Raw genomic sequence first — 22,165 nt, forward strand, 5'->3', positions numbered from 1 at the left:
TATCCGGTCGAGCCGGAACCGATCCTGCCCCCGGCACCGCAGATCGTGCCCCGTGACCCCGATCCCTGGTTCGACGACCCGGCACCCGACACCGACCACGAGCCGGCCCTGCGTCGTCGGGACCGCGGACCACCACCGAACGGCACCGCGACCAGCAACGCCGCGTCCAGCGACGTCGTAACCAGCAACGTCGTAACCAGCGGCGTACCAGCCGGTGACGCCGTCAGCCGTACCGATACGGCCAGTGATGTCGTGTCCCACGACGCCGCGTTCAGGGACGCCGACTCCCGTCAGGCCGCGGCTCGGGATGCTGTTACCCGAGACACCGAGGGCCATGGCACCGATCCGGGCCGCACCGATCCGGGCCGCACCGGTCCAGGGGACGCCGATCCGGACGACGCCCCGAGCGAGGACGACCCGATCCCGTTCTGGCCTGGCGCGAGCGCCTCGTCGGAGGCTGCTGCTCGGCGCCGCCCGCCCGGAATGCTCGACCTTCCCTCCACCGGAGCACTGGTGACCGCCGCCGTGGTCGCTCGCGGAACCTGCGTCGGCGGCTCGGTCCGGCTGCAGCCTTGACCATGCCGCGACGGCACGGTGTGCACTGATGCAGACCTCCGCAGGAGGCGAGTAGTGCGACCGCTCGGGAGGAGAGACGATGGACACGTCGACGGAACCGGATACCCCCGGCTGCCCGGTCACCCAGTTCGGGAAGCTGCGCGAGCAGGCTCCCGTGGTGGAAACGCCCGAGTTCGGCGTCGGCCCGGCACACCTGGTCACCCGGTACGAGGACGTCCACGCGATGCTGGCCGACCCGCGCTTCCGCTGTGATGCGAGCTCGATCGCCGGCGCGGCGAACGGCCTGCCGGCGCTCTTCGAGCAGCTCGGGATGCCGGACGATCTCGCCTACCTCGGGCACGGCCTGCTCACCCGGGACGGCTCCGAGCACGCCCGGCTGCGCAGGCTCGTCTCGCGCGCCTTCACCGTCCGGCGGGTGGGCGCGCTGCGCCCCCGTGTCGAGGCGCTCACCGAGGGTCTACTCGACGACGCCGCGGACGCCGCGAGGACCGGCGAGGCCGACGGCCGGCCAGTCGATCTGGTGGCGGCGTTGGCCTACCCGCTCCCGATCACCGTGATCTGCGAGCTGGTCGGTGTGCCCGAGGACCGGCGCGCACGCTGGCGGGAGCTCGGCAGGTCCCTGACCGCACCGGATCCGGAGCGGCTGCCCGAGGCGGCCCGCGCGGTGGTCGCCCAGGTGACGGAGCTGATCGAGGAGCGACGGACCGACCCTGCCGACGACCTCGTCACGGCTCTGGTCGGAGTCCACGACGACGACGGTGACCGGCTCACCGAACGCGAGATGCTCACCATGGTGTTCGACCTCGTCACGGCCGGCTTCGAGACGACCGCGCACCTGATCTCCAAGGCGGCGCTGGCTCTGCTGACCCGGCCGGACCAGCTGGCCGCGCTGCGGGCCGATCCCGGCCTCTGGCCCCGTGCGGTGCACGAGCTGGTGCGCACCTGCAGCCCGGTGCCGATCGGCCTGCCCCGCTACCCCATTGCGGACGTGGAGATCGGTGGGGTCGCCGTCGCGGAGGGCTCGACGGTCATGGCCGCGCTCCTGTCCGCGAACTTCGATCCACGCGCCTACGACGCCCCCGAGGACCTCGACGTCCGGCGCCACGCCGGACGGGGCGACGGGCACCTGGGGTTCGGCCACGGCGCGCACTACTGCCTGGGCGCGGCGCTGGCCCGGCAGGAGATCGAGGTGGCGCTCCGCGTGGTGTTCGAGCGCTTCCCCGACCTGCGCCTCGCGGACGCCGACGCGGCCGCGGAGCCGTCGCAGCTCGGATTCCACCGCCTGCCCGAGCTGATCGTGCGGCTCTCCTGACGCGGCTGCCTCAGGTGCCCGGCGAGGGGAACCAGCCCTCGGAAGCAGCGACCCGCATCCTGTACACCCTGTGGCACTCAGCGGGCGGTGTACGGTGCCGCGGGTGGACCTGCGACTGGTCGAGTACTTCCTGGCCGTCGTCGACCACGGCGGGACGACCAGGGCGGCGCAGGAGCTCTACATCGCCCAGCCGTCGCTGTCCCAGGCGATCCGTACCCTCGAACGCCAGCTCGGCGTCACCCTGTTCGACCGGTCCGGGCGCCACCTCGTCCTGACCCCGGACGGCGAGGCGTTCACCGCGCCGGCCCGGCGGATCCTCGCCGACGCCGACCGCGCACGGTCCCGCGTGCGGTCGGTCCGCGACCTCGCGTCCGGCCGCCTCGAGATCGCCGCGGTCTCCACGCTGACGGTGGACCCGCTCCCGGAGCTGACGAGCGCGCTGCACGGGACGTACCCGGGTGTCCGGGTGACGGTGCTGGACCCGGGCAGCGCCGCCGGTGTCCTCGGCGCGGTGCGCCGCGGACACGCCGAGCTCGGTCTCGTCGACCGGCCGGTGCCGGACGACACGCTGCAGGTCCGCGACCTCTGGACGCAGGAGATCGCGCTCGTCCTGCCACCGGCGCTGGCGGCGGAGCTGCCCGACCCGGTCCCGCTGCACTCGCTCGCCGAGGTGCCGCTGATCGTGGAGCTCTCCGGCTCGGGCAGCCGTGCGGCGCTCGAGGCCGAGCTCGGTGAGGTCGTCAGCCAGGTCGGCGTGGAGTGCGCACACCGGCAGGCGATCTGGGAGCTGGTCGTGCACGGGGCCGGTGCCACCCTCCTCCCCCGGCGCATCGCGGAGAGCGAGCTGCGCGACGTCGTGGTGCGCTCCGTCGCCCCGGCGATCGAGCACACCCTCCGCGTCGTGCACCGCACGGGCCCGCTGTCCCCGGCGGCGACGGCGTTCCTGCACCAGGCCGAGCTCACCCGGGTCGGGCGCTCGAATCCGCCGACCCGACGAACGCCTGCCCCGCAGGCGACAACGCCGCCGGATCGTAGACCAGGCCGTACGACCGGCTGATCCGCGGCTCGACGGCGCGCACGATCGCTCCGCGCGCGGCGGCGCTGCGCGCCATCGACCGTTCGAGGAACGTCGCCCCCACCCCGGCCAGCACGAACGGCAGCCGTGCCTCCCGGTTCTGCAGCACGGCGGCGGGCCGGACCCGCCCTCCGGCCTGCCGCACCGCGCGTTCGATCTCCCCCGCCTGGGCGCGGGCGCCACCCCGGGGAACGATGACGTGCGGCAGGTCGGGCAGCGTGGCCAGCGGCATCGGGTCGTCCGGGGGAACGTCCGCACCGGGTGGGAAGGCGAGCCACCACTCCTGGACGCCGAGTTCGTGCACCTGCAGGTCGGCGCTGTCGAGCACCGGCAGGTGGCAGAACACGATCTCGCAGTGGCCGTCCCGGACCAGCGAGGCGGCCAGGGCCTCGTCCCGGAGGTCGCCGATCCGGACCGAGACCCCGGGGTACCCCTGTCGGAAGGCTCCGACCAGGCGGGCCACCGGATCGGCGGCCAACCCCGGCAACGTGACGACGTCGAGCCGGCCCCGCGGTTTCCCCGAGGCGTCCACCAGCGCCCCCTCGGCCGAGACCACGCTGCGCAGCATCCGGCGGGCGGGTCCGACCAGCGCGTGGCCTGCGGAGGTCAGCACCATGCCGCGCCCGATCCGGTGGAACAGGTCGACACCGAGATCGCGCTCGAGGACCCGGATCGCCTGCGAGACCGTCGGGCGGGCGAGGCCGAGCGCGTTCGCCGCCGCATTGACCCCGTCGTGATCGACGACCGCGAGGAAGTACTCGGCCTGGTGCAGCTCCATCGCACCGACGATACCGGCCGTCGCGCCCGGGGTCGGGCCTGCGACCTGGGCACATAGGCAGCGACTCACACCCTGTTCCGGCTCCCGTCTTTGACCGGTGCGATCCACGTCACCTTCACTGTGCACGGCGAGCGGGCCTACCTGTGGCGTTCTCACCGCCGAGTTCGTCCCCCGCGTCGAAGGGATCTACATGACCTCAGGCACTGCGACGGTCGGGACCGCGACCACGACGGAACCCGGACAGGAGTCCCGGCCCCAGGCCTGGAGCCTGACCGGGCTGCTGGTGCTGCTGTACGTGATCAACTGGGGAGACAAGGCCGTCCTCGGGATCGTGGCGCAGCCCCTCGCCGACGAGTTGGGCCTCTCGGCATCCCAGATCGGCCTGGTCGGCAGCGCGTTCTTCGTGACCTTCACGATCGGCGGGTTCTTCGCGGGCCTGCTCGACCGGTGGATGACGCTGAAGTGGTCGCTGGTGCTGCTCTCCCTCGGGTGGGCGGTGGCGATGCTGCCCGTCGTCCTCGCGGCGACGTTCGTGGTGTTGCTCGCGAGCCGGATGTTCCTCGGGTTCGCCGAGGGCCCCACCAGCGCGATGGTCCACACCGGCGTCTACTCGTGGCACCGGCCGGAGAAGCGGGGTGTGCCGTCGGCCTGCGTCACGGCCGCCGCCTCCATCGCGAAGATCGCCGTCGCACCGGCGCTGGCGCTGGTCGTGGCCACCTGGGGCTGGCGGGCCGCGTTCGTGGCGCTGGCGGTCGTCGGCGTCGCCTGGTGCGCGATCTGGCTGCCGGCGTGGCGGGAGGGCCCGTACGGCAAGCAAGCGGCGGCGAAGTCGACCCGGGAATCGCCCCGGACGCCGGACCCGGCGTCGGCCCGGAAGGCCGATGGGGAGCCCGCACCCGTTCCGTGGGCGCGGATCTTCCGCACCCCGACCTTCCTCGGCGGTGTCGCGGCGATCCTCCCGATGTACGCCGTGGTGACCGTGGTGCTGACCTGGTTGCCGTCGTACTTCGAGGTGGGGCTGGGGTACTCCAGGGTGCAGGCCGGCGTGATGTTCGGCTTCCCGAGCATCGTCAGCCTGCTGATGCTGTTCGTGCTCACCGGGATCAGCGACCGGCTGCTCTCCCGGGGATCGACGTCGCGGATGCTGCGCGGCGTGCTCCCCGCGACCGGCCTGCTCGTCTGCGGGCTGTCGCTGGCCGCGCTGCCCTATGTCGACGTGCCGTGGCTGGCCGTGGTCGTCGTGTCCGTCGGGTACTCGTTCGGCGCGAGCATCTTCCCGCTGTTCAACTCGGCGATCTCCGAGGTGGTCCCGACCCGGCAGCTCGCGGGCACGCTCGGGGTGTTCCTCGCGCTGATGGCGACCGGTGGGCTCATCGGGCCGTACCTGACCGGGCTCGTCGTGGACGCCGCGGCCACCCCGGGCGACGGGTACGCCCTCGCCTTCCAGATCTTCGGCGTGCTCTCCGTGGTCGGCGCGGTGATCGCGTTGCTGACCGTGAACCCGGAACGGGACAGGGCCCGGCTGGTGGGCCCGCCCGCCGCGGCCACCACCCACTGAGCGAGGAGGAGCAGGCCGTGCCGGCACCCACCGACACGATCGGATTCGGTGCGATCGCCTCGACCGACCCGGACCGGGTCGCCGTGATCGAGGGCGACGGCACCCCGACGACCTACGGCGAGCTCGCGCGGCGGGTCGACCGGCTCTCGCGCGGCTTCGCGGCACACGGGCTGCGGCCCGGCGACGCGGTCGCGGCCGTGCTGCCGAACCGCCGCGCGTACTTCGAGCTGCGGCTGGCCACCGGGCAGTCGGGGCTCTACCTCACCCCGGTCAGCCACCACGGGACGGTCGCCGAGGTCGGCTACCTCGTGTCGGACAGCGAGGCGCGACTGGTCGTCGCCGACCGGTCGCTGGTCGACACCGTCGGCGCCGCCCTCGACGGGCTGGGCTTCCCCGGTGCCGACCGGTTCGCGGTGGGCGGCGCGCCCGGGTGGACCGACTACGAGCAGCTCCTCAGCGGAGTGTCGGACGGCCCGCCCGCCGAGCCGCGTGCCGGTGAGGTCATGGGCTACACCTCGGGCACCACGGGCCGGCCCAAGGCGGTCCGCAAACCGCTGCCCGACGGGCCGCCCCGGCTCTCGCCGTACGTGCTGGGCTTCATGGCCCGGCTCGACATCCGGCCCGGCCACGAGGTCCATCTCGCGGCGGGGCCGCTGTACCACGCCGCACCGGGCACCTTCGCCACCCTCGCGCTCCAGCTCGGGCACACGGTGGTGCTCGCCGAGCGCCCGACGCCGGAGGACTGGCTGCACCTGGTCGAGCGGCACCGGGTGTCGGTCACCTTCACGGTCCCGACGATGCTGCACCGCCTGGTCCGGCTGCCCGCGCAGGTCCGCGACGCCCACGACACCTCCTCGCTGCGCAGCGTCGTGCACGCCGGTGCGCCGTGCCCGCCGGAGATCAAGCACCGGGCGATCGACGTGCTGGGGCCGGTGCTCACCGAGTTCTACGGCGCCACCGAGGGCACGGCGACCGCGCTGACCTCGGCGGAGTGGCTCACCAAGCCGGGCAGTGTCGGGTACCCGCTGCCCGGGATCCGGGTGCGCGTCCTCGACGAGGACGGCCGGGACGCCCGCACCGGCGAGGCGGGCACGGTCTACTTCACCCCGGCGGCCCCGTTCGAGTACCTCAAGGACGCCGCGAAGACGGCCTCCGCGATGCACGACGGGCTGTTCTCCGCCGGCGACATCGGCCACCTCGACCAGGACGGCTGGTTGTTCCTGCACGACCGGCGCACCGACCTGGTGATCTCCGGCGGGGTGAACCTCTACCCCGCCGAGATCGAGGGGGTGCTGGCGGCGCACCCGGCCGTGGCGGACGCCGCGGTGATCGGGGTCCCGGACCCGGAGTGGGGTCAGCGCGCCGTCGCGATCGTGGCGCCGGAACCGGACGCGACGGCCGGGACGCCGCTGGCCGAGGCACTCATCGCGCACTGCCGCTCGACGCTGGCAGGCTACAAGGTCCCGCGCGCCGTCGAGTTCACCGACGCGCTCCCCCGGACCAGCTCGGGGAAGCTGCTCCGGCGCGACGTGCGGGACGCCTACCGCGCGTCCGGCGCCACCACCTGACCCAGCGGAACTCCGCTTCCGAAAGGCGGCACCATGCGTCTGTCAGATCTCTCCACGGTGGTCACCGGAGGCGCGTCAGGGCTCGGGCTGGCCGCCGTCCGGCGGCTGGTCGAGGCTGGCGGCCGGGTCACGATCATCGACCTGCCCACGTCGGAGGCCTCGGCGCGCTCGCGGCGCTGGCCGCCCCAGGAACGAGCGGTGCCGGATCCGGTCCAGCGCCTCCGCGCAGGCGGCGGTGGTCGGGGTGATGGCCCTGTTGCGACGCGGGTCAGCGCGGCGGCGACGACGACGAACGAGCCGGTCGCCGCCCCGGTCCCGCAGGCGCTCGCGCTGACCGCGCTGGCCATCGGCCTGCGTCGCCCCGGGAGATCGCGAGGACGGCGCCGTACACGATCGCGTTGCTGCTCGCGCTGGTGCACCGGGTCGTCGTGGTCTTGCGCACCGCCGAGCGCGACGAGCTGGCCGAGAGCGAGACCGCGCACGAGGACACCCTGGCCCGCGACCAGCAGCACGACACCCGCGAGGCGGCATGAGCGCCACCGCTGTCCTACGCCCGGGACCAGCCCTACTACCTCGACGCCGCCGTGGCGCCGGCGCTGCCGTCCTTCGTGGGCACCGTCGCCGCCGCGCGCTACCTGCGCTCCGGAGGTCCCCTCGCATGATCTCGACGGTGCTCGACGTGCTCGGCGGCCTGCTCCTGCTGGTCGGTCTGAGCCTGATGACCATCGGCCTGGTCGGCGTGCTGCGGCTGGAGGACACGCACGACCAGCTGCACGCGCAGGGCCTGGCCACCGGGCCGGGCATCATCGCCGTGCTCGCGTCCTCGATCGCCACCGAGAACGCCGCGATCATCACCTTCGCCGGGCTGGCGATCGCGTTCATCGTGTTGAGCTCACCGGCCGCGAGCCACGCGATCGCCCGCGTCGCCCGCGACCGGCGCCGCAGTCCCGGATCGGACGGCTGAGGTCCGGGTCATTCCGGCCAGGGCGAGCCGCGGATCACCTCGACGAAGTCGCCGCGGACGAAGTTGGGCAGGAAGTGCGCCAGCACGTCGGCCTTGACGTTGCCGAACGTCGTCTCCGGACGGTCCTCGATGCCCTCGGTGAAGGCCTGCAGGATCTGGTTCTTGAAGTCCGGGCGCGGGTGCTCGGCGGTGACCGCGGCGCGTTGCTCGTCGGTGATCACGTCGAAGCCCACGCCCATCACGTCGTGCTCCACGCCGCGGGTGACCAGCGCGATCTCCGGCGCCATGTGCAGCGGGATCTCCGGGGTGGTGTGCAGTGCGATCCCGGTCCAGGCGAGCGCCGCGGACTGCTCGGCGATGCCGTGCTCGACCAGGAACCGCCGGGCCTCGTCCGCGCCGTCGATCTCGAACCGCTGGTCGGTGCGCCGGTAGCGCTCGGTCAGGCCCAGGTCGTGGAACATCGCGCCGACGTAGAGCAGCTCCGGGTCGGCGGTCACTCCCCGGGCACGCCCGTACAGCGTCCCGAACAGGTACGTCCGCCGGCTGTGGTGGAACAGCAGCGGCGTGGCCGCCGCACGGACCAGCTCGGTCGCCTCCCGGGCCAGCGCGCTGTCCGGGATCTCGACCCCTGCGATCTGCTCGTTCATCCCCGCATCGTGACGCCGGTACCCGGGTGCCCGCAGCGTGGCGGCCCCGGCCGGCCCGGGCCCAGGTGGCTCAGGACGCGCCGGTCCGGTCGTGCCGGGCGTGGACGTCGCGGAGCAGGTTCATCAGCTTGTCCTCGTCGCGGATCCGGGCCCGGTACTTCTGCGGCAGCCGGCGGATCCGGTCCTCCTCGGTCTCCAGCTTGGCGAAGATCTCCTCCCGGCGCTGGGCGTCGGTCTCGGGGTCGAGGTACTCGGTGGCGTACCGGCGCGCCGCGGACACCGAGTTCTGGGCCCGGCCCTTCGGGCTGACCAGCGAGGCGACCACGGTCACGACCAGGACGGCGATGATCACGCTCAGCGAGAGTCCGGTGCTGATCTCGACGACGCCGACCGGCCGGCCGTCGTTGATGAACGGGACGTTGTTCTCGTGCAGCGCGTGCAGGATCAGCTTGACCCCGATGAACGCCAGGATCGCCGCGAGTCCGTAGCTGAGGAAGATCAGCCGGTCCAGCAGGCCGTCGATCAGGAAGTAGAGCTGGCGCAGGCCGAGCAGTGAGAACGCCGTCGCGGTGAAGACCAGGTAGACGTTCTGGGTCAGCCCGAAGATCGCCGGGATGGAGTCCAGCGCGAACAGGATGTCGGTGCCGCCGATGGCCACCATGACCAGCAGCATCGGCGTCATGACCCGCTTGCCGTTCTCCACCGTGAACAGCTTGTCGCCGTCGTAGTGCTCGGAGGCGGGCATCACCCGGCGGGCGATCCGGATCACGGCGTTGTCCGGGGGCCGGTCCTCGGAACCGCCGGGCTTGAGCATGTTGCCGGCCGTGATGATCAGGATGAGGCCGAACAGGTAGAACACCCAGGCGAAGGTGTTGATCAGCGCCGCGCCCAGGAAGATGAACCCGGTGCGCGCGATCAGCGAGAACACGATCCCGAACAGCAGGACCTTCTGCTGGTCGGCCCGCGGCACCTTGAAGCTGGACATGATGATCAGGAAGACGAACAGGTTGTCCACCGAGAGCGCCTTCTCGGTGACGTACCCGGCGAAGTACTCGGCGCCCATCGTGGTGCCGCCGAAGGCGAGCACGCCCAGCCCGAACACGAGCGCGATCCCGACGTAGAGCGCCGACCAGACCGCGGCCTCGCGCAGCGTCGGGATGTGCGCCTTGCGCACGTGGAACACGAAGTCGAACAGCAGGAGCCCGACGATCGCGAGGATCGTCAGCCACCACACCGCAGCGGGCACGCCCATCTACCGTCACACCTTCTCGTCGCCGTCCGCCGGGTCCTGCGGCATCCGCGCAGCGCACACCCTGTGCATGTGCCCGGCGCGCATCCTCTCAGCATCGGCCCGACTCCGCTGCGTCACACGCGGACCGGCGGTGCCCCCCCGGATCCCGCCGAGATGCGGCCCAGCGGGCTGTGGAGATCGACAACTCCCGCTGAGTTGCATCTCGGCGAGGGCCGGGCCGCATCCCGGCGAGGAGTGCCCGGGGTTGAAGCGGGTCGCACCCGGGAACGGTCCGGGAGGACCAGCTCGAGAGACGGGCGCGCGGGTTCCGAGGCGAAGGGAGCGAGCGATGGGGGTGGCGTCAGTGGCGTCCGACGTGCTGGCCGGCCTGGACGAGGTGCGGTCCTGGCAGGAGGACTTCTACCGCGACCTGCACCGGCACCCCGAGCTGTCGCACCGCGAACACGACACCGCCGCGAAGGTCGCGCGCTGGCTGGCCGCGGCCGGCTACGAGGTGCACGAGGGCGTCGGCGGGACCGGCGTGGTCGGGACACTGCGGGCCGGCGAGGGCCCGACGGTGCTGCTGCGGGCGGACATGGACGCCCTCCCGGTCCGGGAGGACACCGGGTTGCCCTACGCGAGCACCGTGACCGCCCGCGGTGCCGACGACGTCGAGGGGCCGGTGGCGCACGCCTGCGGACACGACATGCACGTCACGGCGCTGCTGGGGGCGGCCGAGCTGCTGGCCGGGGCGCGGGACCGGTGGCAGGGCACCGTCGTGGCGCTGTTCCAGCCCGCCGAGGAGACCGGGGACGGCGCCCGGGCCATGCTCGACGACGATCTGGCCGGCCTGATCCGCACCCCGGACGTCGCGCTGGCCCAGCACGTCCTGCCGGCGCCGGCCGGGCAGGTCGGCACCCGGAGCGGTCCGGTGCTCTCCGCCGCCGACAGCATGCGGGTCACCGTGTACGGCCGCGGCGGACACGGGTCGACACCGCAGGCCACGGTGGATCCGGTGGTGCTCGCGGCGATGGTCGTGGTCCGGCTGCAGACCCTGGTCTCCCGGGAGACACCGCCGGGCGAGACCGCGGTGCTCACCGTCGGCAGCATCCAGGCGGGCAGCAAGAGCAACATCATCCCCGACCGCGCGGTGCTGCAGCTGAACCTGCGCACCTACAGCGAGCAGGCCCGGCACGCGCTGCTGGAGGGGGTGCGCCGGATCGTCACCGCCGAGTGCACGGCGTCCGGCTCGCCGGCCGAACCGGACTTCGAGCTGTTCGACCGGTTCCCGCTGACCAGCAACGACCCCGCCGCCACCCGGCTGGTCGCGGACGCGTTCGGCGAGTTCTTCGGCGACCGCGCGGGCACGATGGGCCGCCAGACCGCCAGCGAGGACTTCAGCGACATCCCGGACGCGCTCGGCGTCCCGTACACCTACTGGGGCTTCGGGGGTGTCGACCCCGACACCTATGCCGCGGCTGCCGAGGCCGGCCGGATCGCCCAGGACATCCCGGTCAACCACTCCCCCGCGTTCGCGCCGGTCCTCCAGCCCACCTGCGACACCGGCACCCGGGCGCTGGTGGCCGCCGCGCTGGCCTGGCTCGCGCCCGACGGGTGACGGGGGGGAGCGCTCAGCGGGCGCCCTTTCCGGGGGGTGGCCGGGGTGCCCGGAACCCGAGTCGCAGCCCGAGCATGCGCACGGCGAAGCAGACCGCCGCCGCGCCCAGCGTGGCCACCAGCCCCTCGACACCGAGGCCGATGGCGGCGACGATGAGCGTCGCACCGATCAGTGCCGGTACCGCGTAGAACCCGCTGTGCAGCACGGACGGGATCTGCCGGACGAGGACGTCGCGCAGCGTGCCGCCACCGACCGCCGTGATGGTGCCCAGGATGATCGCCTGGGGTACGCCGAGACCGAACCCGAGCGCCTTGCTCGCCCCGGTCACCGCGAACAGGCTCAGCCCGACGGCGTCGAGCACGACGATCGGACCGGCCAGCCGGTCCAGCCGCTGGCTGAGCAGGAACGCGATCAGGCCCCCGGCGGCGGCCACCGCGAGGTAACGCCAGTCGCTGAACGTAGCCGGTGGCACGTCCCCGAGCAGCAGGTCCCGGATGATGCCGCCGCCGATCGCGGTGATCATGCCGAGGGTGACCACGCCGACCAGGTCGAGCTGGGCGGCGCGCACCGCGGTCAGCGCGCCGTTGAGGCCGAACGCGAACGTGCCGATCAGGTCCAGTACCAGTAGCAGCGTCGTGTCGTCGCCCACCGGGGGTGCCTATCACGCGCGCGCCCGGGGCGCCGTACCGCGCTCGAGCCGTTCGGCGCGGTGGACCGGGCGCGCGACGCCGTAGCAAGAAACGGACACCCTTGCTGCCCGACCAGCTGAACCGGCTTCCCCCTCTGCTCGTTCACCGCGCGCAGTCGCCCGCTCAGCGCGTCGACGGTGCGCTGGGCGGAATGACCGCCGGGTGCAGGTTCGATCGCCCGGAGTCGTCGTCGAGATCGACGTCACCTCCGCCGCGCCTGCACTGATGCGTGGGAGGAAACAACAGCCGCAGGACCGGCATTGGACAGCGGATGGATCGCGGCCGATCATCGAGGGATGAGCCAGTCAGCGCCGTCGGCCTCCGAAGTCTCCGCCGAGGACTTCGAGGTCATCCACCAGCAGGTCCGGGACTTCGTCCGGACCGCCGTCGTCCCGCGCGAGAACGAGATCATGGCCACCGACCGGATCCCGGACGACCTGCGTTCGGCCGCCGCCGAGATGGGCCTGTTCGGCTACGCGATCCCCGGCGAGTGGGGCGGCATCGGGCTGGACCTGACCCAGGACGTCGAACTCGCGATGGAGTTCGGCTACACCGCGCTGTCGCTGCGCTCGATGTTCGGCACCAACAACGGCATCGCCGGGCAGGTGCTGGTCGGCTTCGGCACCGACGCCCAGAAGAAGCAGTGGCTGGAGCGGATCGCCTCCGGCGAGGTCGTCGCCTCGTTCGCCCTCACCGAGCCCGGCGCCGGGTCGAACCCGGCCGGGCTGCGCACCCGCGCCCGCCGCGACGGCGACTCCCCCGACGCCGGCTGGATCATCGACGGGCAGAAGCAGTTCATCACGAACGCCCCGTCGGCGAACCTGTTCGTCGTCTTCGCCCGCTACGCCGAGGCCGAGCCCGGCAACCCCGGCATCGCCGTGTTCCTGGTCCCCGCGGACACGCCCGGCGTCACCGTCGGCCCCAAGGACGCCAAGATGGGCCAGGAGGGCGCGTCGACCTCCGACGTGCACCTCGACGACGTCCGGGTACCGGCCGACGCGCTGGTCGGCGGCGACGCCGCGGCCGGCTACAAGGCCGCGATGACGTCGCTGGCCCGCGGCCGGGTGCACATCGCCGCGCTCGCCGTCGGCACCGCGCAGCGCGCGCTCGACGAGTCGGTCGACTACGCCGCCCAGAACACCCAGGGCGGGCAGCCGATCGGCGGCTTCCAGCTGGTCCAGGCCCACCTCGCCGACATGCAGACCGGCGTCCTCGCCGGCCGCGCCATGGTCCGCGACGCCGCCCGCGCCTACGTCGACGGCACCGACCGCCGGATCGCGCCGTCCGCGGCCAAGCTGTTCTGCACCGAGATGGTCGGGAAGGTCGCCGACCTCGCCGTCCAGGTGCACGGCGGCGCCGGCTACATGCGCGAGATCCCGGTCGAGCGGATCTACCGCGACGTCCGGCTGCTGCGCCTCTACGAGGGCACCAGCGAGATCCAGCGACTGATCATCGGCGGCGGGCTGGTCAAGCAGGCGGCGGCCCGCTCGTGAGCGCCCCGCAGGACCTGCCGCTGGACGGGATCACCGTCGTCGCCCTCGAACAGGCCGTCGCCGGCCCGATCGCCACCCGCCACCTCGCCGACCTCGGCGCACGCGTCGTCAAGATCGAACGCCCCGGGGAGGGCGACTTCGCCCGCCACTACGACGACGCCGTGCACGGCCTGGCGACGCACTTCGTCTGGCTCAACCGCGGCAAGGAGTCCCTGGCGGTCGACCTCAAGACCGAGCAGGGGATCCGGATCGTGCGCGAGCTGATCGCCCGGTCGGACGTGTTCCTGCACAACACCGCCCCCGGCGTCGTCGACCGGCTCGGGCTCGACGCCGGCACCCTCCGCACCGCCGACCCACGCCTGGTCGTGGTCAACATCTCCGGCTACGGCACCAGCGGGCCGCGCACCGACCGCAAGGCCTACGACATGCTCGTGCAGGCCGAGTCCGGGATGGTCGCCGTCACCGGCACCCCGGACACCCCGACCAAGACCGGAGTCCCCAACGCCGACATCGCCGCCGGGCTCTACTCCGTCACCTCCGTGCTCAGCGCGCTGCTGCGCCGCGAGCGCACCGGCACCGGCGCCGTGGTCGACGTCTCGATGTTCGACGCGGCCGTCGAGTGGATGGGCCACCCGCTCTACATGCAGCTCTACGGCGGCCGCCAGATCCCGCGCATGGGCCTGAGCCACGCCGCGATCGCGCCCTACGACACCTACCCCACCGCCGACGGGCAGATCCTCATCGGCGTCCAGAACGACCGCGGCTGGCGCACCCTGGTCACCGACGTCTTCGACGACCCCGACCTCGCCGACGACCCCCGCTTCGCCACCAACCTCGAACGGGTCCGCCACCGCACCGCCTGCGACGCCGCCGTCGGCGGGCACACCGTCCGCCGGAGGACCGCCGACCTCGACGAGCGCCTCGCCGCCGCCGGTATCCCGGCCGCCCAGGTCAACGGCACCGCCGAGCTCGTCGAGCACCCGCAGCTGCGCGAACGGGACCGCTGGCGCACGGTCGCCACCGAGGCCGGTGACATCCGCGGGGTGCTGCCGCCGATGACCTTCCGCGACGTCGAGCTGCCGATGGGCGCGGTGCCCGCGCTCGGCGAGCACAACGGGAAGGTCCTCGCCGAGCTCGGCCTGCCCGAGGAGGACCACGTCTGACCGACGAGAGGTACGCGAGCGCTGTTCGATCACGAGCGGCCGGCAATGGTGTAACCCCCGCCGCGGACGTCATCAGGTCACGCCGGCGGTCGAGCACGTCGTCGTGACGACCGGCGGCGCTCAGCCCGCCGGCACCGCGGACTTCGCCGCGGACGCCTCGCGGAAGTAGTCGGCGAGGCTGAGCCGGGCCGCGGCCTCGTCATCGACGAGCACGGTGACGTGCGGGTGCATCTGAAGCAGCGTCGAGGGCCAGAGCGCGGAGACCGGACCCTCGACGAGCTGCCGCACGGCCTCGGCCTTCCCGGCCCCGGTCGCGAGCAGCACCATGTGCCGGGCCGCCATGATCGTGGCCATGCCCTGGGTCAGGCAGTGCCGGGGCACCGCGCCGGCGTCGCCACCGAAGAAGCGCGCGTTGTCCTCCCGGGTCTGCCGGGTCAGCGTCTTGACCCGGGTCCGCGAGGCCAGCGAGGAGCCCGGCTCGTTGAAGGCGACGTGCCCGTCCGAGCCGATGCCGAGGATCTGCAGGTCCACCCCGCCCGCGCCGGCGATCGCCGCCTCGTAGTCCCGGCAGGCCGCGACGGGATCCGGCGCGTTCCCGTCGAGGGACTGCACCGCGCCGGGCGCGAAGTCCACCCGGGACCCGATCTCGCGGTGGATCACGTTGCGGTAGCGCTCGGGGTGCTCGGCGGGCAGCCCGACGTACTCGTCGAGGGTGAAGGCACAGGCCCTGGCGAAGCTCACCCGGCCGGAGCGGTACCGGTCGGCGAGCTCGTCGTAGACCCGCAGCGGGCTGGAGCCGGTGGCGAGTCCCAGCACGGCGTCCGGCCGGGTGCGCAGCAGATCCTCGACGGCGTCCGCCGCGAGCCCGGCCAGTTCGTGCGGTCGGGCGATCAGGACTTCCATGGCAGGAGACCTCGTTCCACTGTTGCCGGTCGGATCACGCGCCGCCCCCGGGCAGCGCACGCTCGATCGGCTCGTAGTGCGCGTGCACCGCGAGCCGGAAGCGCTCGACGTCGCCGTCCTCCGCGGCGCCGAGCATCTCGCCGTGCGTCCTCGCGGTCCGGACCAGGTCCGCGGCGACCGAGACGCCCAGCCTGGGCACGACGGCGGTGTGCACGTCCCAGAACGCCCCGACCAGCTGACCGACCAGCGAGTTGTCCAACCGGGACAGCAGCCGGGTGTGGAAGTCCCGGTCCTGGCGCGGGAAGGTCGCCCCGCCGGAGGCGATCTCGACCATCTGCTCCACGAGCTCGTGCAGGTCCGGGTCGGACGTCCCGCGGAAGACGTCCACGATGCGCTCGGCCATGGCCAGATCCAGGGTCTTGCGCAGGTCGATCACCTCGCGCAGGGCCCGCAGGTCGTCCCCCGGGCTGAGCACCCCCCGGAACACGAGCGACTCGACGAGCGCGTCGAGCGACATCCGACCGACGAACGTCCCGTGCCCGTGCCGGACCTCGACGATGTCGAGCGTCGACAGCCGCCGGATCGCCTCCCGCACGTTGGACCGCGAGACGCCCAGGCGCTCGCACAGCTCGACCTCCGTCGGCAGCAGGTCACCGGGCCGCAGCCCCGCGCCGAGGATGTAGTCCTTGATCCGGTCGGCGGTCGTCTCCCGCGGCGGCGGACCGGAGTCCACCGGACCGCCGTCGGAGCCGCGGGCCCCACTCGCAGTACGCATCTCGCCCTCTCTCGCGCCGGCTGACCCGCGAGGCTACACGGACATATGACGTCTGATCTGTGCCGTCGAGCCTCTTTACACGACGAGCGACCGACTATACCGTCCGCTCCCATGACATCAGACGTCTGATGTCCTGCCGGGTCTGCAGAGAGCAAAGGTGCGCACATGGACCGCCAACCCGCCGGGGCCGGGAGCCGAAACCCCGTCCGCTGGTACCGACAGCTCGACCGGAGCCAGTGGAAGGCGTTCGTCGCGGCGTGGATCGGCTACCTGCTCGACGGCTTCGACTTCGTCCTCATCACGCTCGTGCTGACCGAGGTCGCCGACGAGTTCGGCCTCAGCACGGTGCAGGCGGCCACGCTGGTCTCGGCGGCGTTCATCTCCCGCTGGGTCGGCGGCCTCGCGATCGGCGCGTTCGCCGACCGCTTCGGACGCCGGTCGGCGATGGTGCTCAGCATCGTGCTGTTCTCGATGGGCACCCTGGCCTGCGGCCTCGCACCGAGCTACGGGGTGCTCTTCGCCGCCCGGCTGGTGATCGGCCTGGGCATGGCGGGCGAGTACGGCGCCAGCTCGACCTACGTCATCGAGTCCTGGCCGACCCACATGCGCAACAAGGCCAGCGGCTTCCTGATCTCCGGGTACTCGATCGGCACGGTGGCCGCGGCCGGCGTCTACAGCGTGGTGGTGCCGGCGTTCGGCTGGCGGGCGCTGTTCATCATCGGGCTGGCCCCGATCGCGGTCGCCATCTGGTTGCGGCGCAGCCTGCCGGAGTCCCGGGACTGGAGCCGGGAGCAGGCGGCCGGGCCGTCCGGCAGCGGGTCGGAACCCCCGCTGGTCATGGAGAGCCTGTTCCGTGGCCGCCGGGCCGTGGTCAACGCGGTGACCGGTGGGGTCGCGCTCCTCGCCCTCGTGCTGATCTTCACCCGGTCCGCCGGACCCGCCTGGATGGTGGGCCTGCTCGGTGCCGTGGCGGCGGCGGTCTTCGTCTCCTACGTCGTGCAGTTCGCCGGGCCCCGGTGGCCGACCGGGATCATGGTCATGGTCATCGTGTTCTGCGCATTCCTCTACTCGTGGCCGATCCAGTCCCTGCTGCCGACCTACCTGAAGACGGACCTCGGGTACTCACCCGTCGAGGCAGGCCAGGCCCTGTCCTTCGCCGGACTGGGTGCCGCGGCCGGCTGCATCGTGGCCGGGTTCACCGGTGACCGGTTCGGCACCCGGCGGGCGTACTGGGCGAGCCTGCTGATCTCGCAGATCGTGATCTTCCCGGTGTTCGCCGTCGGCGGGTCGAGCATCCTCCTGCTCGGCGGCCTGCTGTTCGTCCAACAGGTGTTCGGGCAGGGCATCTCCGGGCTGCTCCCGAAATGGATCGGCGGGCACTTCCCGATCCGGCAACGCGTGGCGGCACTCGGGTTCATCTACAACGTCGGCGCCCTCGGCGGGGCGGTGGCACCCACCCTCGGGGCGTCCCTCGGCGCGTCGATGAGCCTGGGCACCGCGCTGGCCGTCCTGTCGTTCTCGCTGACCCTCGTCGTGATCGTCCTCATCGGCATCGACGCCCCGGCCCGTCTGCAGCGGGCCCTGCGCCCGGACGCCGCCGCCGGCACCGACGCGCTCGACGGCGCCGCCGCGGGCGGTTCCGTGCCCGGTGGCTCCGCCCGATGAGCGCCACTCCCACCCCACCCCCGGAACCGACCCCGACCCCTGAGGACCTGCGTTGACCATCTCCCCCGTGACCGGCGTGGTACCGCCGGTCTGCACCCCGCTGACCCCCGAGCTGGACGTCGACGTCGCCTCCCTCGAGCGGCTCGTCACCTTCCTGCTGGACGCCGGCGTGGACGGCCTGTTCGTGCTCGGCTCGAGCGGCGAGGCCGCCTACCTCACCGACCGGCAGCGCGCGACCGTGCTGGAGGTCGCCACCGCGGTGACGGCCGGGCAGGTGCCGGTCCTCGGCGGGGCCATCGACATGTCCGCGCACCGGGTGCTCGCGCACGCCCGGGCCGCGCAGCAGGCCGGGGCGGACGCCGTGGTGGCGACCGCCCCGTTCTACACCCGCACCCACCCGGCCGAGATCGAGCACCACTTCCGGACCGTCGCCGCGGGCGTCGACCTCCCGCTCTACGCCTACGACCTCCCGGTCTCGGTGCACGTGAAGCTCTCTGCCGAGCTGCTGCTGACCCTGGCCGACGACGGCGTCGTCGCCGGGGTCAAGGACTCCAGCGGCGACGACGGTGGCCTGCGCCGGTTCCTGCGCCGCCGCGCCCACCATCCGGGCGCGCAGCCGGTCGTGCTCACCGGCTCCGAGCTGACCGTGGACAGCGCGCTCGCCGCCGGCGCCGACGGCGTCGTGCCCGGGCTCGGCAACGTCGACCCGCACGGCTACGTCACGCTGGCCCGGCTGGTGCGGGAGGGCGCGGCCAAGGCCGCGGCCGACGAGCAGGATCGCCTGGTCGACCTGTTCGGCATCGTCGACGCCGGGGACCCGGCCCGGATCGGGCCCAGCAGCTCGGCGCTCGGGGCGTTCAAGGCCGCCCTGGCGCTGCGCGGGATCATCGACTTCCCGGCGACGATGCCGCCCCAGCTCCCGCTGACCGACCACGAGACCGGGCACATCCGGACCCTGCTGGGCGCCGCGGGCCTGCTGTGACCGACGCGCTGATCGGGCTGGACATCGGCGGCACCACGATCGCCGCCGGGGTCGTGATCGACGGGCGGGTCACGGCGCGCCGGACCGCACCGACCCCGCGCACCGGCGGCCACGACGTCGTCCGGAGGGCCGCCGAGCTGGTCGAGGCGCTGCGGGGCGACACGCCGGTCGAGGCCGGCGTCGGGGGGATCCGAGTCGGGGCGATCGGGGTCGGCGCCCCCGGCACCGTCGATCCGGCGACCGGCGTCGTGACCTCGTGCACCGACGTCCTGCCCGGCTGGCTCGACACCCCGATCGCGGAGCTGCTCACCGCCCGGGCCGGGCTGCCGGTGTCGGTGGACAACGACGTCCGGGCCGCCGCCCTGGCCCACACCCACGACCCGGTCCTGGCCGGTCACCGGCGGGTGCTGCACGTGTCGCTGGGCACCGGCGTCGGCGGGGCCCTCAGCTGCGACGGCCGGATCCTGCGCGGCACCGCCGGGACCGCGGGCGAGATCGCGCACCTGCTCGTCCCCGAACCCGGGGAGCACCCGTGCGGCTGCGGTCGCCGGGACCACCTGGAGGCGGTCGCGGCCGGGCCCGCCATCGCCGCCGCCTACCGGGCGCGGGCCGGGGCCGGTGAGGCCGACCTGGTCGAGGTCGCGGCCCGGCTCCGGGACGGGGACCGGGCCGCCGCCGAGGTCGTCGAGCACGCCGGGCTGCTCCTCGGCCGGACGCTGTCCGGCCTGGTCACCGCCCTGGACGTGGACGCCGTGCTGGTGGCAGGCGGCGCAGCCGGCATCGGGTCGCCGCTGCTGGACCCGTTGTCGCGGGCGCTGCACGCCGAGACCCGCCCACCCGGCCGGGTCACCCCCGTGCTGCGGCCGACCGTGCCCGACGCGCCCGTGCTCGGCGCCGCGCTCCTCGCCGCCCACCCACTCCCCGGAGGCCACCGTGAACCGTGACCGGATCCTGCAGCAGCTGTCCGGCAACCTGATCGTCTCCTGCCAGGCGTCGGCCGGGCACGCCCTGCGCGACCCGGCCACGATCGCCCGCATGGCCCAGGCCACGGTGGACGGCGGCGCGGCGGCGATCCGGTGCGGCGGCGTGGGCGGGCTCGCGGACGTCACCGCCGTGCGGGCCGCCGTGGACGTGCCGGTCGTCGGCCTGACCAAGCACGACCGGTCCGGAGTGTTCATCACCCCGACCGTCGCCGATGCGCGCGAGGTCGCCCGGCGCGGCGCCGAGGTCGTCGCGCTGGACGGCACGGACCGCCCCCGCCCGGACGGTGCCCGGCTGGCCTCGGCGATCGAGGCGGTGCACGAGGCGGGGGCACTGGCCATGGCCGACGTCGCCACCCTGCGGGATGGCGAGCTCGCCGCCGCCGCCGGCGCCGACCTGGTCGCGACCACGCTGTCGGGCTACACCGACGAGACCGCCGGGCGCCGGCACGCCGACGACGCCGATGTCGCGCTGGTCGCCGACCTGCGCCGGGCCCTGCCCGGGCACCCGGTCGTCGCCGAGGGGCGCTACCACTACCCCGCGACCGTGGCGGACGCCTTCCGCGCCGGGGCGACCGCGGTCGTCGTCGGCACGGCGATCACCGACCCGACCTGGATCACCCGGTCCTTCGTGAAGGTATGCGGACACGTGCATGATCGCCGCAGTTCCGGGTAGGCAGCCGGCGTCCGTCGAGTGCACGATCGAGGAGGTCCGACGATGGCAGTGTGCGATGTGTGCGGGAACGACTACGACCGCGCCTTCGAGGTCCACATCGCGGGGCAGGTGTACACGTTCGACAGCTTCGAGTGCGCCATCCACCGGGTGGCCCCGACTTGTGACCACTGTGGATGCAAGATCATCGGGCACGGTGTGCAGAGCGGCGACGGCGTCTTCTGCTGCGCCCACTGCGCGAACGGCGGGGGCAGCGCGCGGACCGGCGTCGCCGACCGCGCCTGACCGACGGCCGGCCGCCGGCTGCCGGCCCGGGCGCCCGGGCCACCGGTCGCGGCCCCGTTACGGGCCGTGCCGGTCGGCGACCTGTGCCGGCGCGGCGTCCAGCGCGGCGGTCACCGTGCGGAACACCGGCAGGACGATCTCCGGGATGCACCCGAGGGTCCGCGCGGCCGGAGCGGCGTCGTCGAGCACCACGACGACGTCGCCGCCGCGGCAGCGGGCCCGCTCGTGAGCGGTGACGAGCACGGTGACGCCGCAGGCGCCGAACAGCCGTACGCGGCTCAGCTCGACGACGACCCGGCGTCCGGCCGACGCCTCCACCGCCCCGAGCACCGCCCGTTCGACGCCGGGTGCGGAGTCCAGGTCGATCTCGCCCGCCATGCTGATCACGGTCACGCCGTCCCGCCGCTCGATGCGGACGAGACCTTCCGGAGGGACGGCGGGCGCCGGAGCGCGGCGGCCCGGGACCGTGTCCGGGGACTCGGGCATACGATCACCCCTGACGGCTGGTCGTGCCCATGGGCACGACCCATCGGCGGAGTCAGGGCGTCATGGTCTGAACCCGACCGGTGCGCGGTCCGGCCCCGTCCTTGCGTGCGGCGCTCCGGAGATCGCGCACTCAGGTTAGCGCCGCCGCAAGTGAGTTGTCCATCACACCTGGCGGTGAGGTCACTCCTCGGTACGGCCCGGATCGAAGTCCTCCGGGGATGCCGAGTCGAGGAACCTGCGGAACTCCTCGACCTCGGCACCCTCCGCCTCGCCACCCTCGACCCGGACGGTGCGCGCGTCGACTCCCGCCGCGTCGAGCACCGCCGGGCCGACCTCGACGTCCGCCTCCGCGCGCAGCGCGATGATGACGGCGTCGCTGGTACGGGAATCGATCGTGGTGTCGTCGTCGAGCACCAGCTCGGCGTGGAAGACCTGGTCGCGCAGCGTGTGCACGCGTACCCGGCGCACCCGGCGACCGAACGCGGCGAGCACGTTCAGGACGAGTTGATGGGTGTCCGGGCGCTCCCCGGACAGGCCGCCGAGCGCCCCCGCGACCGCGGCGGCCTCCGTCTCACCCACCGAGACCGGGACGATCCGGCCACGCCCGGTGGCCTCCTCGAGCAGCACGACCGGCCGACCCGACCCGGCCTCGACCCCGACCGCTCGTACCCGTACCTCCGCCATGTCCGCTCCCGTCGTCGGTGTCATCACCGCATACCCGACGACCGTACGGGTGACACCGGC

24 protein-coding genes are annotated in these 22,165 nt (G+C 73.4%); 16 read left to right on the plus strand and 8 right to left on the minus strand.

The genetic code is table 11. The features are described from left to right. The 3 genes from ACLFMI_RS21005 to ACLFMI_RS21015 form a co-directional block, all read left to right on the plus strand. Positions 1–576 (plus strand): hypothetical protein (locus ACLFMI_RS21005; RefSeq protein ID WP_410949633.1); only part of this gene is annotated, 576 nt, incomplete at its 5' end. 79 nt (positions 577–655) lie between these two features. Further along, positions 656–1,888: a cytochrome P450 family protein gene (locus tag ACLFMI_RS21010; protein ID WP_410949634.1), complete on the plus strand. Its 1,233-nt coding sequence runs from the start codon at positions 656–658 to the stop codon at positions 1,886–1,888. Positions 1,889–1,991: 103 nt separating this feature from the next. Continuing rightward, on the plus strand, positions 1,992–2,945 hold the full coding sequence (locus ACLFMI_RS21015; RefSeq protein ID WP_410949635.1) for a LysR family transcriptional regulator: 954 nt from the start codon (positions 1,992–1,994) through the stop codon (positions 2,943–2,945). Here the strand turns inward: ACLFMI_RS21015 and ACLFMI_RS21020 are convergent. After that, complete coding sequence (locus ACLFMI_RS21020; protein WP_410949636.1) at positions 2,848–3,741, minus strand: LysR family transcriptional regulator; 894 nt, start codon at positions 3,739–3,741, stop codon at positions 2,848–2,850. The two genes, ACLFMI_RS21015 and ACLFMI_RS21020, sit on opposite strands and share 98 nt — an antisense overlap. A 190-nt stretch (positions 3,742–3,931) precedes the next feature. Between ACLFMI_RS21020 and ACLFMI_RS21025 the strand changes: the two genes are divergently transcribed. From ACLFMI_RS21025 to ACLFMI_RS21045, 5 genes are all read left to right on the plus strand, one after another. After that, positions 3,932–5,299 (plus strand): MFS transporter, encoded by a 1,368-nt coding sequence (locus ACLFMI_RS21025; RefSeq protein WP_410949637.1) that lies wholly within the window; start codon positions 3,932–3,934, stop codon positions 5,297–5,299. A 17-nt stretch (positions 5,300–5,316) separates the two neighbouring features. After that, positions 5,317–6,867, plus strand: a complete 1,551-nt coding sequence (locus ACLFMI_RS21030) for an AMP-binding protein (RefSeq protein WP_410949638.1) — start codon at positions 5,317–5,319, stop codon at positions 6,865–6,867. 398 nt (positions 6,868–7,265) lie between these two features. Continuing rightward, positions 7,266–7,400, plus strand: a complete 135-nt coding sequence (locus tag ACLFMI_RS21035; RefSeq protein WP_410949639.1) for a hypothetical protein — start codon at positions 7,266–7,268, stop codon at positions 7,398–7,400. 9 nt (positions 7,401–7,409) lie between these two features. After that, entirely contained in the window at positions 7,410–7,529 is a 120-nt protein-coding gene (locus ACLFMI_RS21040) for a monovalent cation/H+ antiporter complex subunit F (RefSeq protein WP_410949717.1), read from the plus strand. Next, a complete protein-coding gene (locus tag ACLFMI_RS21045; RefSeq protein WP_410949640.1) occupies positions 7,526–7,831 on the plus strand; it encodes a cation:proton antiporter in 306 nt (101 codons plus the stop codon). The genes ACLFMI_RS21040 and ACLFMI_RS21045 overlap by 4 nt, the downstream gene beginning before the upstream one ends. 8 nt (positions 7,832–7,839) lie before the next feature. Here the strand turns inward: ACLFMI_RS21045 and ACLFMI_RS21050 are convergent, their stop codons facing one another. Together ACLFMI_RS21050 and ACLFMI_RS21055 are read right to left on the minus strand one after the other, a co-directional pair. Continuing rightward, positions 7,840–8,478, minus strand: coding sequence for an HD domain-containing protein (locus ACLFMI_RS21050; protein WP_410949641.1), 639 nt, complete (start codon positions 8,476–8,478; stop codon positions 7,840–7,842). Positions 8,479–8,548: 70 nt separating this feature from the next. Further along, entirely contained in the window at positions 8,549–9,730 is a 1,182-nt protein-coding gene (locus ACLFMI_RS21055; protein WP_410949642.1) for a TerC family protein, read from the minus strand. A 328-nt stretch (positions 9,731–10,058) separates the two neighbouring features. On the opposite strand from ACLFMI_RS21055, the gene ACLFMI_RS21060 reads away from it, so the two are divergent. Beyond that, complete coding sequence (locus ACLFMI_RS21060; protein WP_410949643.1) at positions 10,059–11,327, plus strand: amidohydrolase; 1,269 nt, start codon at positions 10,059–10,061, stop codon at positions 11,325–11,327. Between the two features lie 13 nt (positions 11,328–11,340). Here the strand turns inward: ACLFMI_RS21060 and ACLFMI_RS21065 are convergent, their stop codons facing one another. Beyond that, the gene (locus tag ACLFMI_RS21065; protein WP_410949644.1) at positions 11,341–11,976 is read right to left on the minus strand and encodes a trimeric intracellular cation channel family protein; all 636 of its coding nucleotides are present in this window, start codon (positions 11,974–11,976) and stop codon (positions 11,341–11,343) included. 336 nt (positions 11,977–12,312) lie between these two features. Between ACLFMI_RS21065 and ACLFMI_RS21070 the strand changes: the two genes are divergently transcribed. Both ACLFMI_RS21070 and ACLFMI_RS21075 read left to right on the plus strand, forming a co-directional pair. Next, complete coding sequence (locus tag ACLFMI_RS21070) at positions 12,313–13,509, plus strand: acyl-CoA dehydrogenase family protein (RefSeq protein WP_410949645.1); 1,197 nt, start codon at positions 12,313–12,315, stop codon at positions 13,507–13,509. Further along, positions 13,506–14,672: a CaiB/BaiF CoA transferase family protein gene (locus ACLFMI_RS21075; protein ID WP_410949646.1), complete on the plus strand. Its 1,167-nt coding sequence runs from the start codon at positions 13,506–13,508 to the stop codon at positions 14,670–14,672. Before ACLFMI_RS21070 ends, ACLFMI_RS21075 begins: the two co-directional genes overlap by 4 nt. A gap of 120 nt (positions 14,673–14,792) precedes the next feature. On the opposite strand, the gene nagB is transcribed toward ACLFMI_RS21075, so the two are convergent. Continuing rightward, positions 14,793–15,575, minus strand: a complete 783-nt coding sequence (gene nagB / locus ACLFMI_RS21080; RefSeq protein ID WP_410949647.1) for a glucosamine-6-phosphate deaminase — start codon at positions 15,573–15,575, stop codon at positions 14,793–14,795. 34 nt (positions 15,576–15,609) lie between these two features. Continuing rightward, positions 15,610–16,350, minus strand: coding sequence for a FadR/GntR family transcriptional regulator (locus ACLFMI_RS21085; RefSeq protein ID WP_410949648.1), 741 nt, complete (start codon positions 16,348–16,350; stop codon positions 15,610–15,612). Between the two features lie 165 nt (positions 16,351–16,515). On the opposite strand from ACLFMI_RS21085, the gene ACLFMI_RS21090 reads away from it, so the two are divergent. Genes ACLFMI_RS21090 through ACLFMI_RS21110 form a run of 5 tightly spaced genes read left to right on the plus strand, consistent with a single transcriptional unit; the run spans position 16,516 to position 20,935 of the window. After that, positions 16,516–18,015 carry an MFS transporter gene (locus ACLFMI_RS21090; RefSeq protein WP_410949649.1) on the plus strand — a complete coding sequence of 500 codons (1,500 nt, stop codon included), beginning with the start codon at positions 16,516–16,518 and terminating at the stop codon, positions 18,013–18,015. Between the two features lie 58 nt (positions 18,016–18,073). Next, positions 18,074–18,997: a dihydrodipicolinate synthase family protein gene (locus tag ACLFMI_RS21095; RefSeq protein ID WP_410949718.1), complete on the plus strand. Its 924-nt coding sequence runs from the start codon at positions 18,074–18,076 to the stop codon at positions 18,995–18,997. Continuing rightward, complete coding sequence (locus ACLFMI_RS21100) at positions 18,994–19,941, plus strand: ROK family protein (RefSeq protein WP_410949650.1); 948 nt, start codon at positions 18,994–18,996, stop codon at positions 19,939–19,941. Before ACLFMI_RS21095 ends, ACLFMI_RS21100 begins: the two co-directional genes overlap by 4 nt. After that, a complete protein-coding gene (locus tag ACLFMI_RS21105; RefSeq protein WP_410949651.1) occupies positions 19,931–20,653 on the plus strand; it encodes an N-acetylmannosamine-6-phosphate 2-epimerase in 723 nt (240 codons plus the stop codon). Before ACLFMI_RS21100 ends, ACLFMI_RS21105 begins: the two co-directional genes overlap by 11 nt. 42 nt (positions 20,654–20,695) lie before the next feature. After that, positions 20,696–20,935, plus strand: coding sequence for a hypothetical protein (locus tag ACLFMI_RS21110; protein WP_410949652.1), 240 nt, complete (start codon positions 20,696–20,698; stop codon positions 20,933–20,935). Between the two features lie 57 nt (positions 20,936–20,992). On the opposite strand, the gene ACLFMI_RS21115 is transcribed toward ACLFMI_RS21110, so the two are convergent. Next, positions 20,993–21,421 (minus strand): STAS domain-containing protein, encoded by a 429-nt coding sequence (locus tag ACLFMI_RS21115; protein ID WP_410949653.1) that lies wholly within the window; start codon positions 21,419–21,421, stop codon positions 20,993–20,995. A gap of 180 nt (positions 21,422–21,601) precedes the next feature. After that, the gene (locus tag ACLFMI_RS21120) at positions 21,602–22,105 is read right to left on the minus strand and encodes a bifunctional nuclease family protein (protein ID WP_410949654.1); all 504 of its coding nucleotides are present in this window, start codon (positions 22,103–22,105) and stop codon (positions 21,602–21,604) included. Between the last annotated feature and the right edge of the window lie 60 nt (positions 22,106–22,165).

Origin of the sequence: Pseudonocardia nantongensis (genome assembly GCF_046546495.1) — a bacterium.
GTDB classification, from domain to species: Bacteria; Actinomycetota; Actinomycetes; order Mycobacteriales; family Pseudonocardiaceae; genus Pseudonocardia; species Pseudonocardia nantongensis.

Coding starts and splice junctions, on each gene's coding strand:
- ACLFMI_RS21010 (WP_410949634.1), top strand. CDS start 656: ATGGACACGTCGACGGAACCGGATACCCCCGGCTGCCCGGTCACCCAG.
- ACLFMI_RS21020 (WP_410949636.1), bottom strand. CDS start 3,741: ATGGAGCTGCACCAGGCCGAGTACTTCCTCGCGGTCGTCGATCACGAC.
- ACLFMI_RS21025 (WP_410949637.1), top strand. CDS start 3,932: ATGACCTCAGGCACTGCGACGGTCGGGACCGCGACCACGACGGAACCC.
- ACLFMI_RS21045 (WP_410949640.1), top strand. CDS start 7,526: ATGATCTCGACGGTGCTCGACGTGCTCGGCGGCCTGCTCCTGCTGGTC.
- ACLFMI_RS21050 (WP_410949641.1), bottom strand. CDS start 8,478: ATGAACGAGCAGATCGCAGGGGTCGAGATCCCGGACAGCGCGCTGGCC.
- ACLFMI_RS21055 (WP_410949642.1), bottom strand. CDS start 9,730: ATGGGCGTGCCCGCTGCGGTGTGGTGGCTGACGATCCTCGCGATCGTC.
- ACLFMI_RS21060 (WP_410949643.1), top strand. CDS start 10,059: ATGGGGGTGGCGTCAGTGGCGTCCGACGTGCTGGCCGGCCTGGACGAG.
- ACLFMI_RS21070 (WP_410949645.1), top strand. CDS start 12,313: ATGAGCCAGTCAGCGCCGTCGGCCTCCGAAGTCTCCGCCGAGGACTTC.
- nagB (WP_410949647.1), bottom strand. CDS start 15,575: ATGGAAGTCCTGATCGCCCGACCGCACGAACTGGCCGGGCTCGCGGCG.
- ACLFMI_RS21085 (WP_410949648.1), bottom strand. CDS start 16,350: ATGCGTACTGCGAGTGGGGCCCGCGGCTCCGACGGCGGTCCGGTGGAC.
- ACLFMI_RS21090 (WP_410949649.1), top strand. CDS start 16,516: ATGGACCGCCAACCCGCCGGGGCCGGGAGCCGAAACCCCGTCCGCTGG.
- ACLFMI_RS21110 (WP_410949652.1), top strand. CDS start 20,696: ATGGCAGTGTGCGATGTGTGCGGGAACGACTACGACCGCGCCTTCGAG.
- ACLFMI_RS21115 (WP_410949653.1), bottom strand. CDS start 21,421: ATGCCCGAGTCCCCGGACACGGTCCCGGGCCGCCGCGCTCCGGCGCCC.
- ACLFMI_RS21120 (WP_410949654.1), bottom strand. CDS start 22,105: ATGGCGGAGGTACGGGTACGAGCGGTCGGGGTCGAGGCCGGGTCGGGT.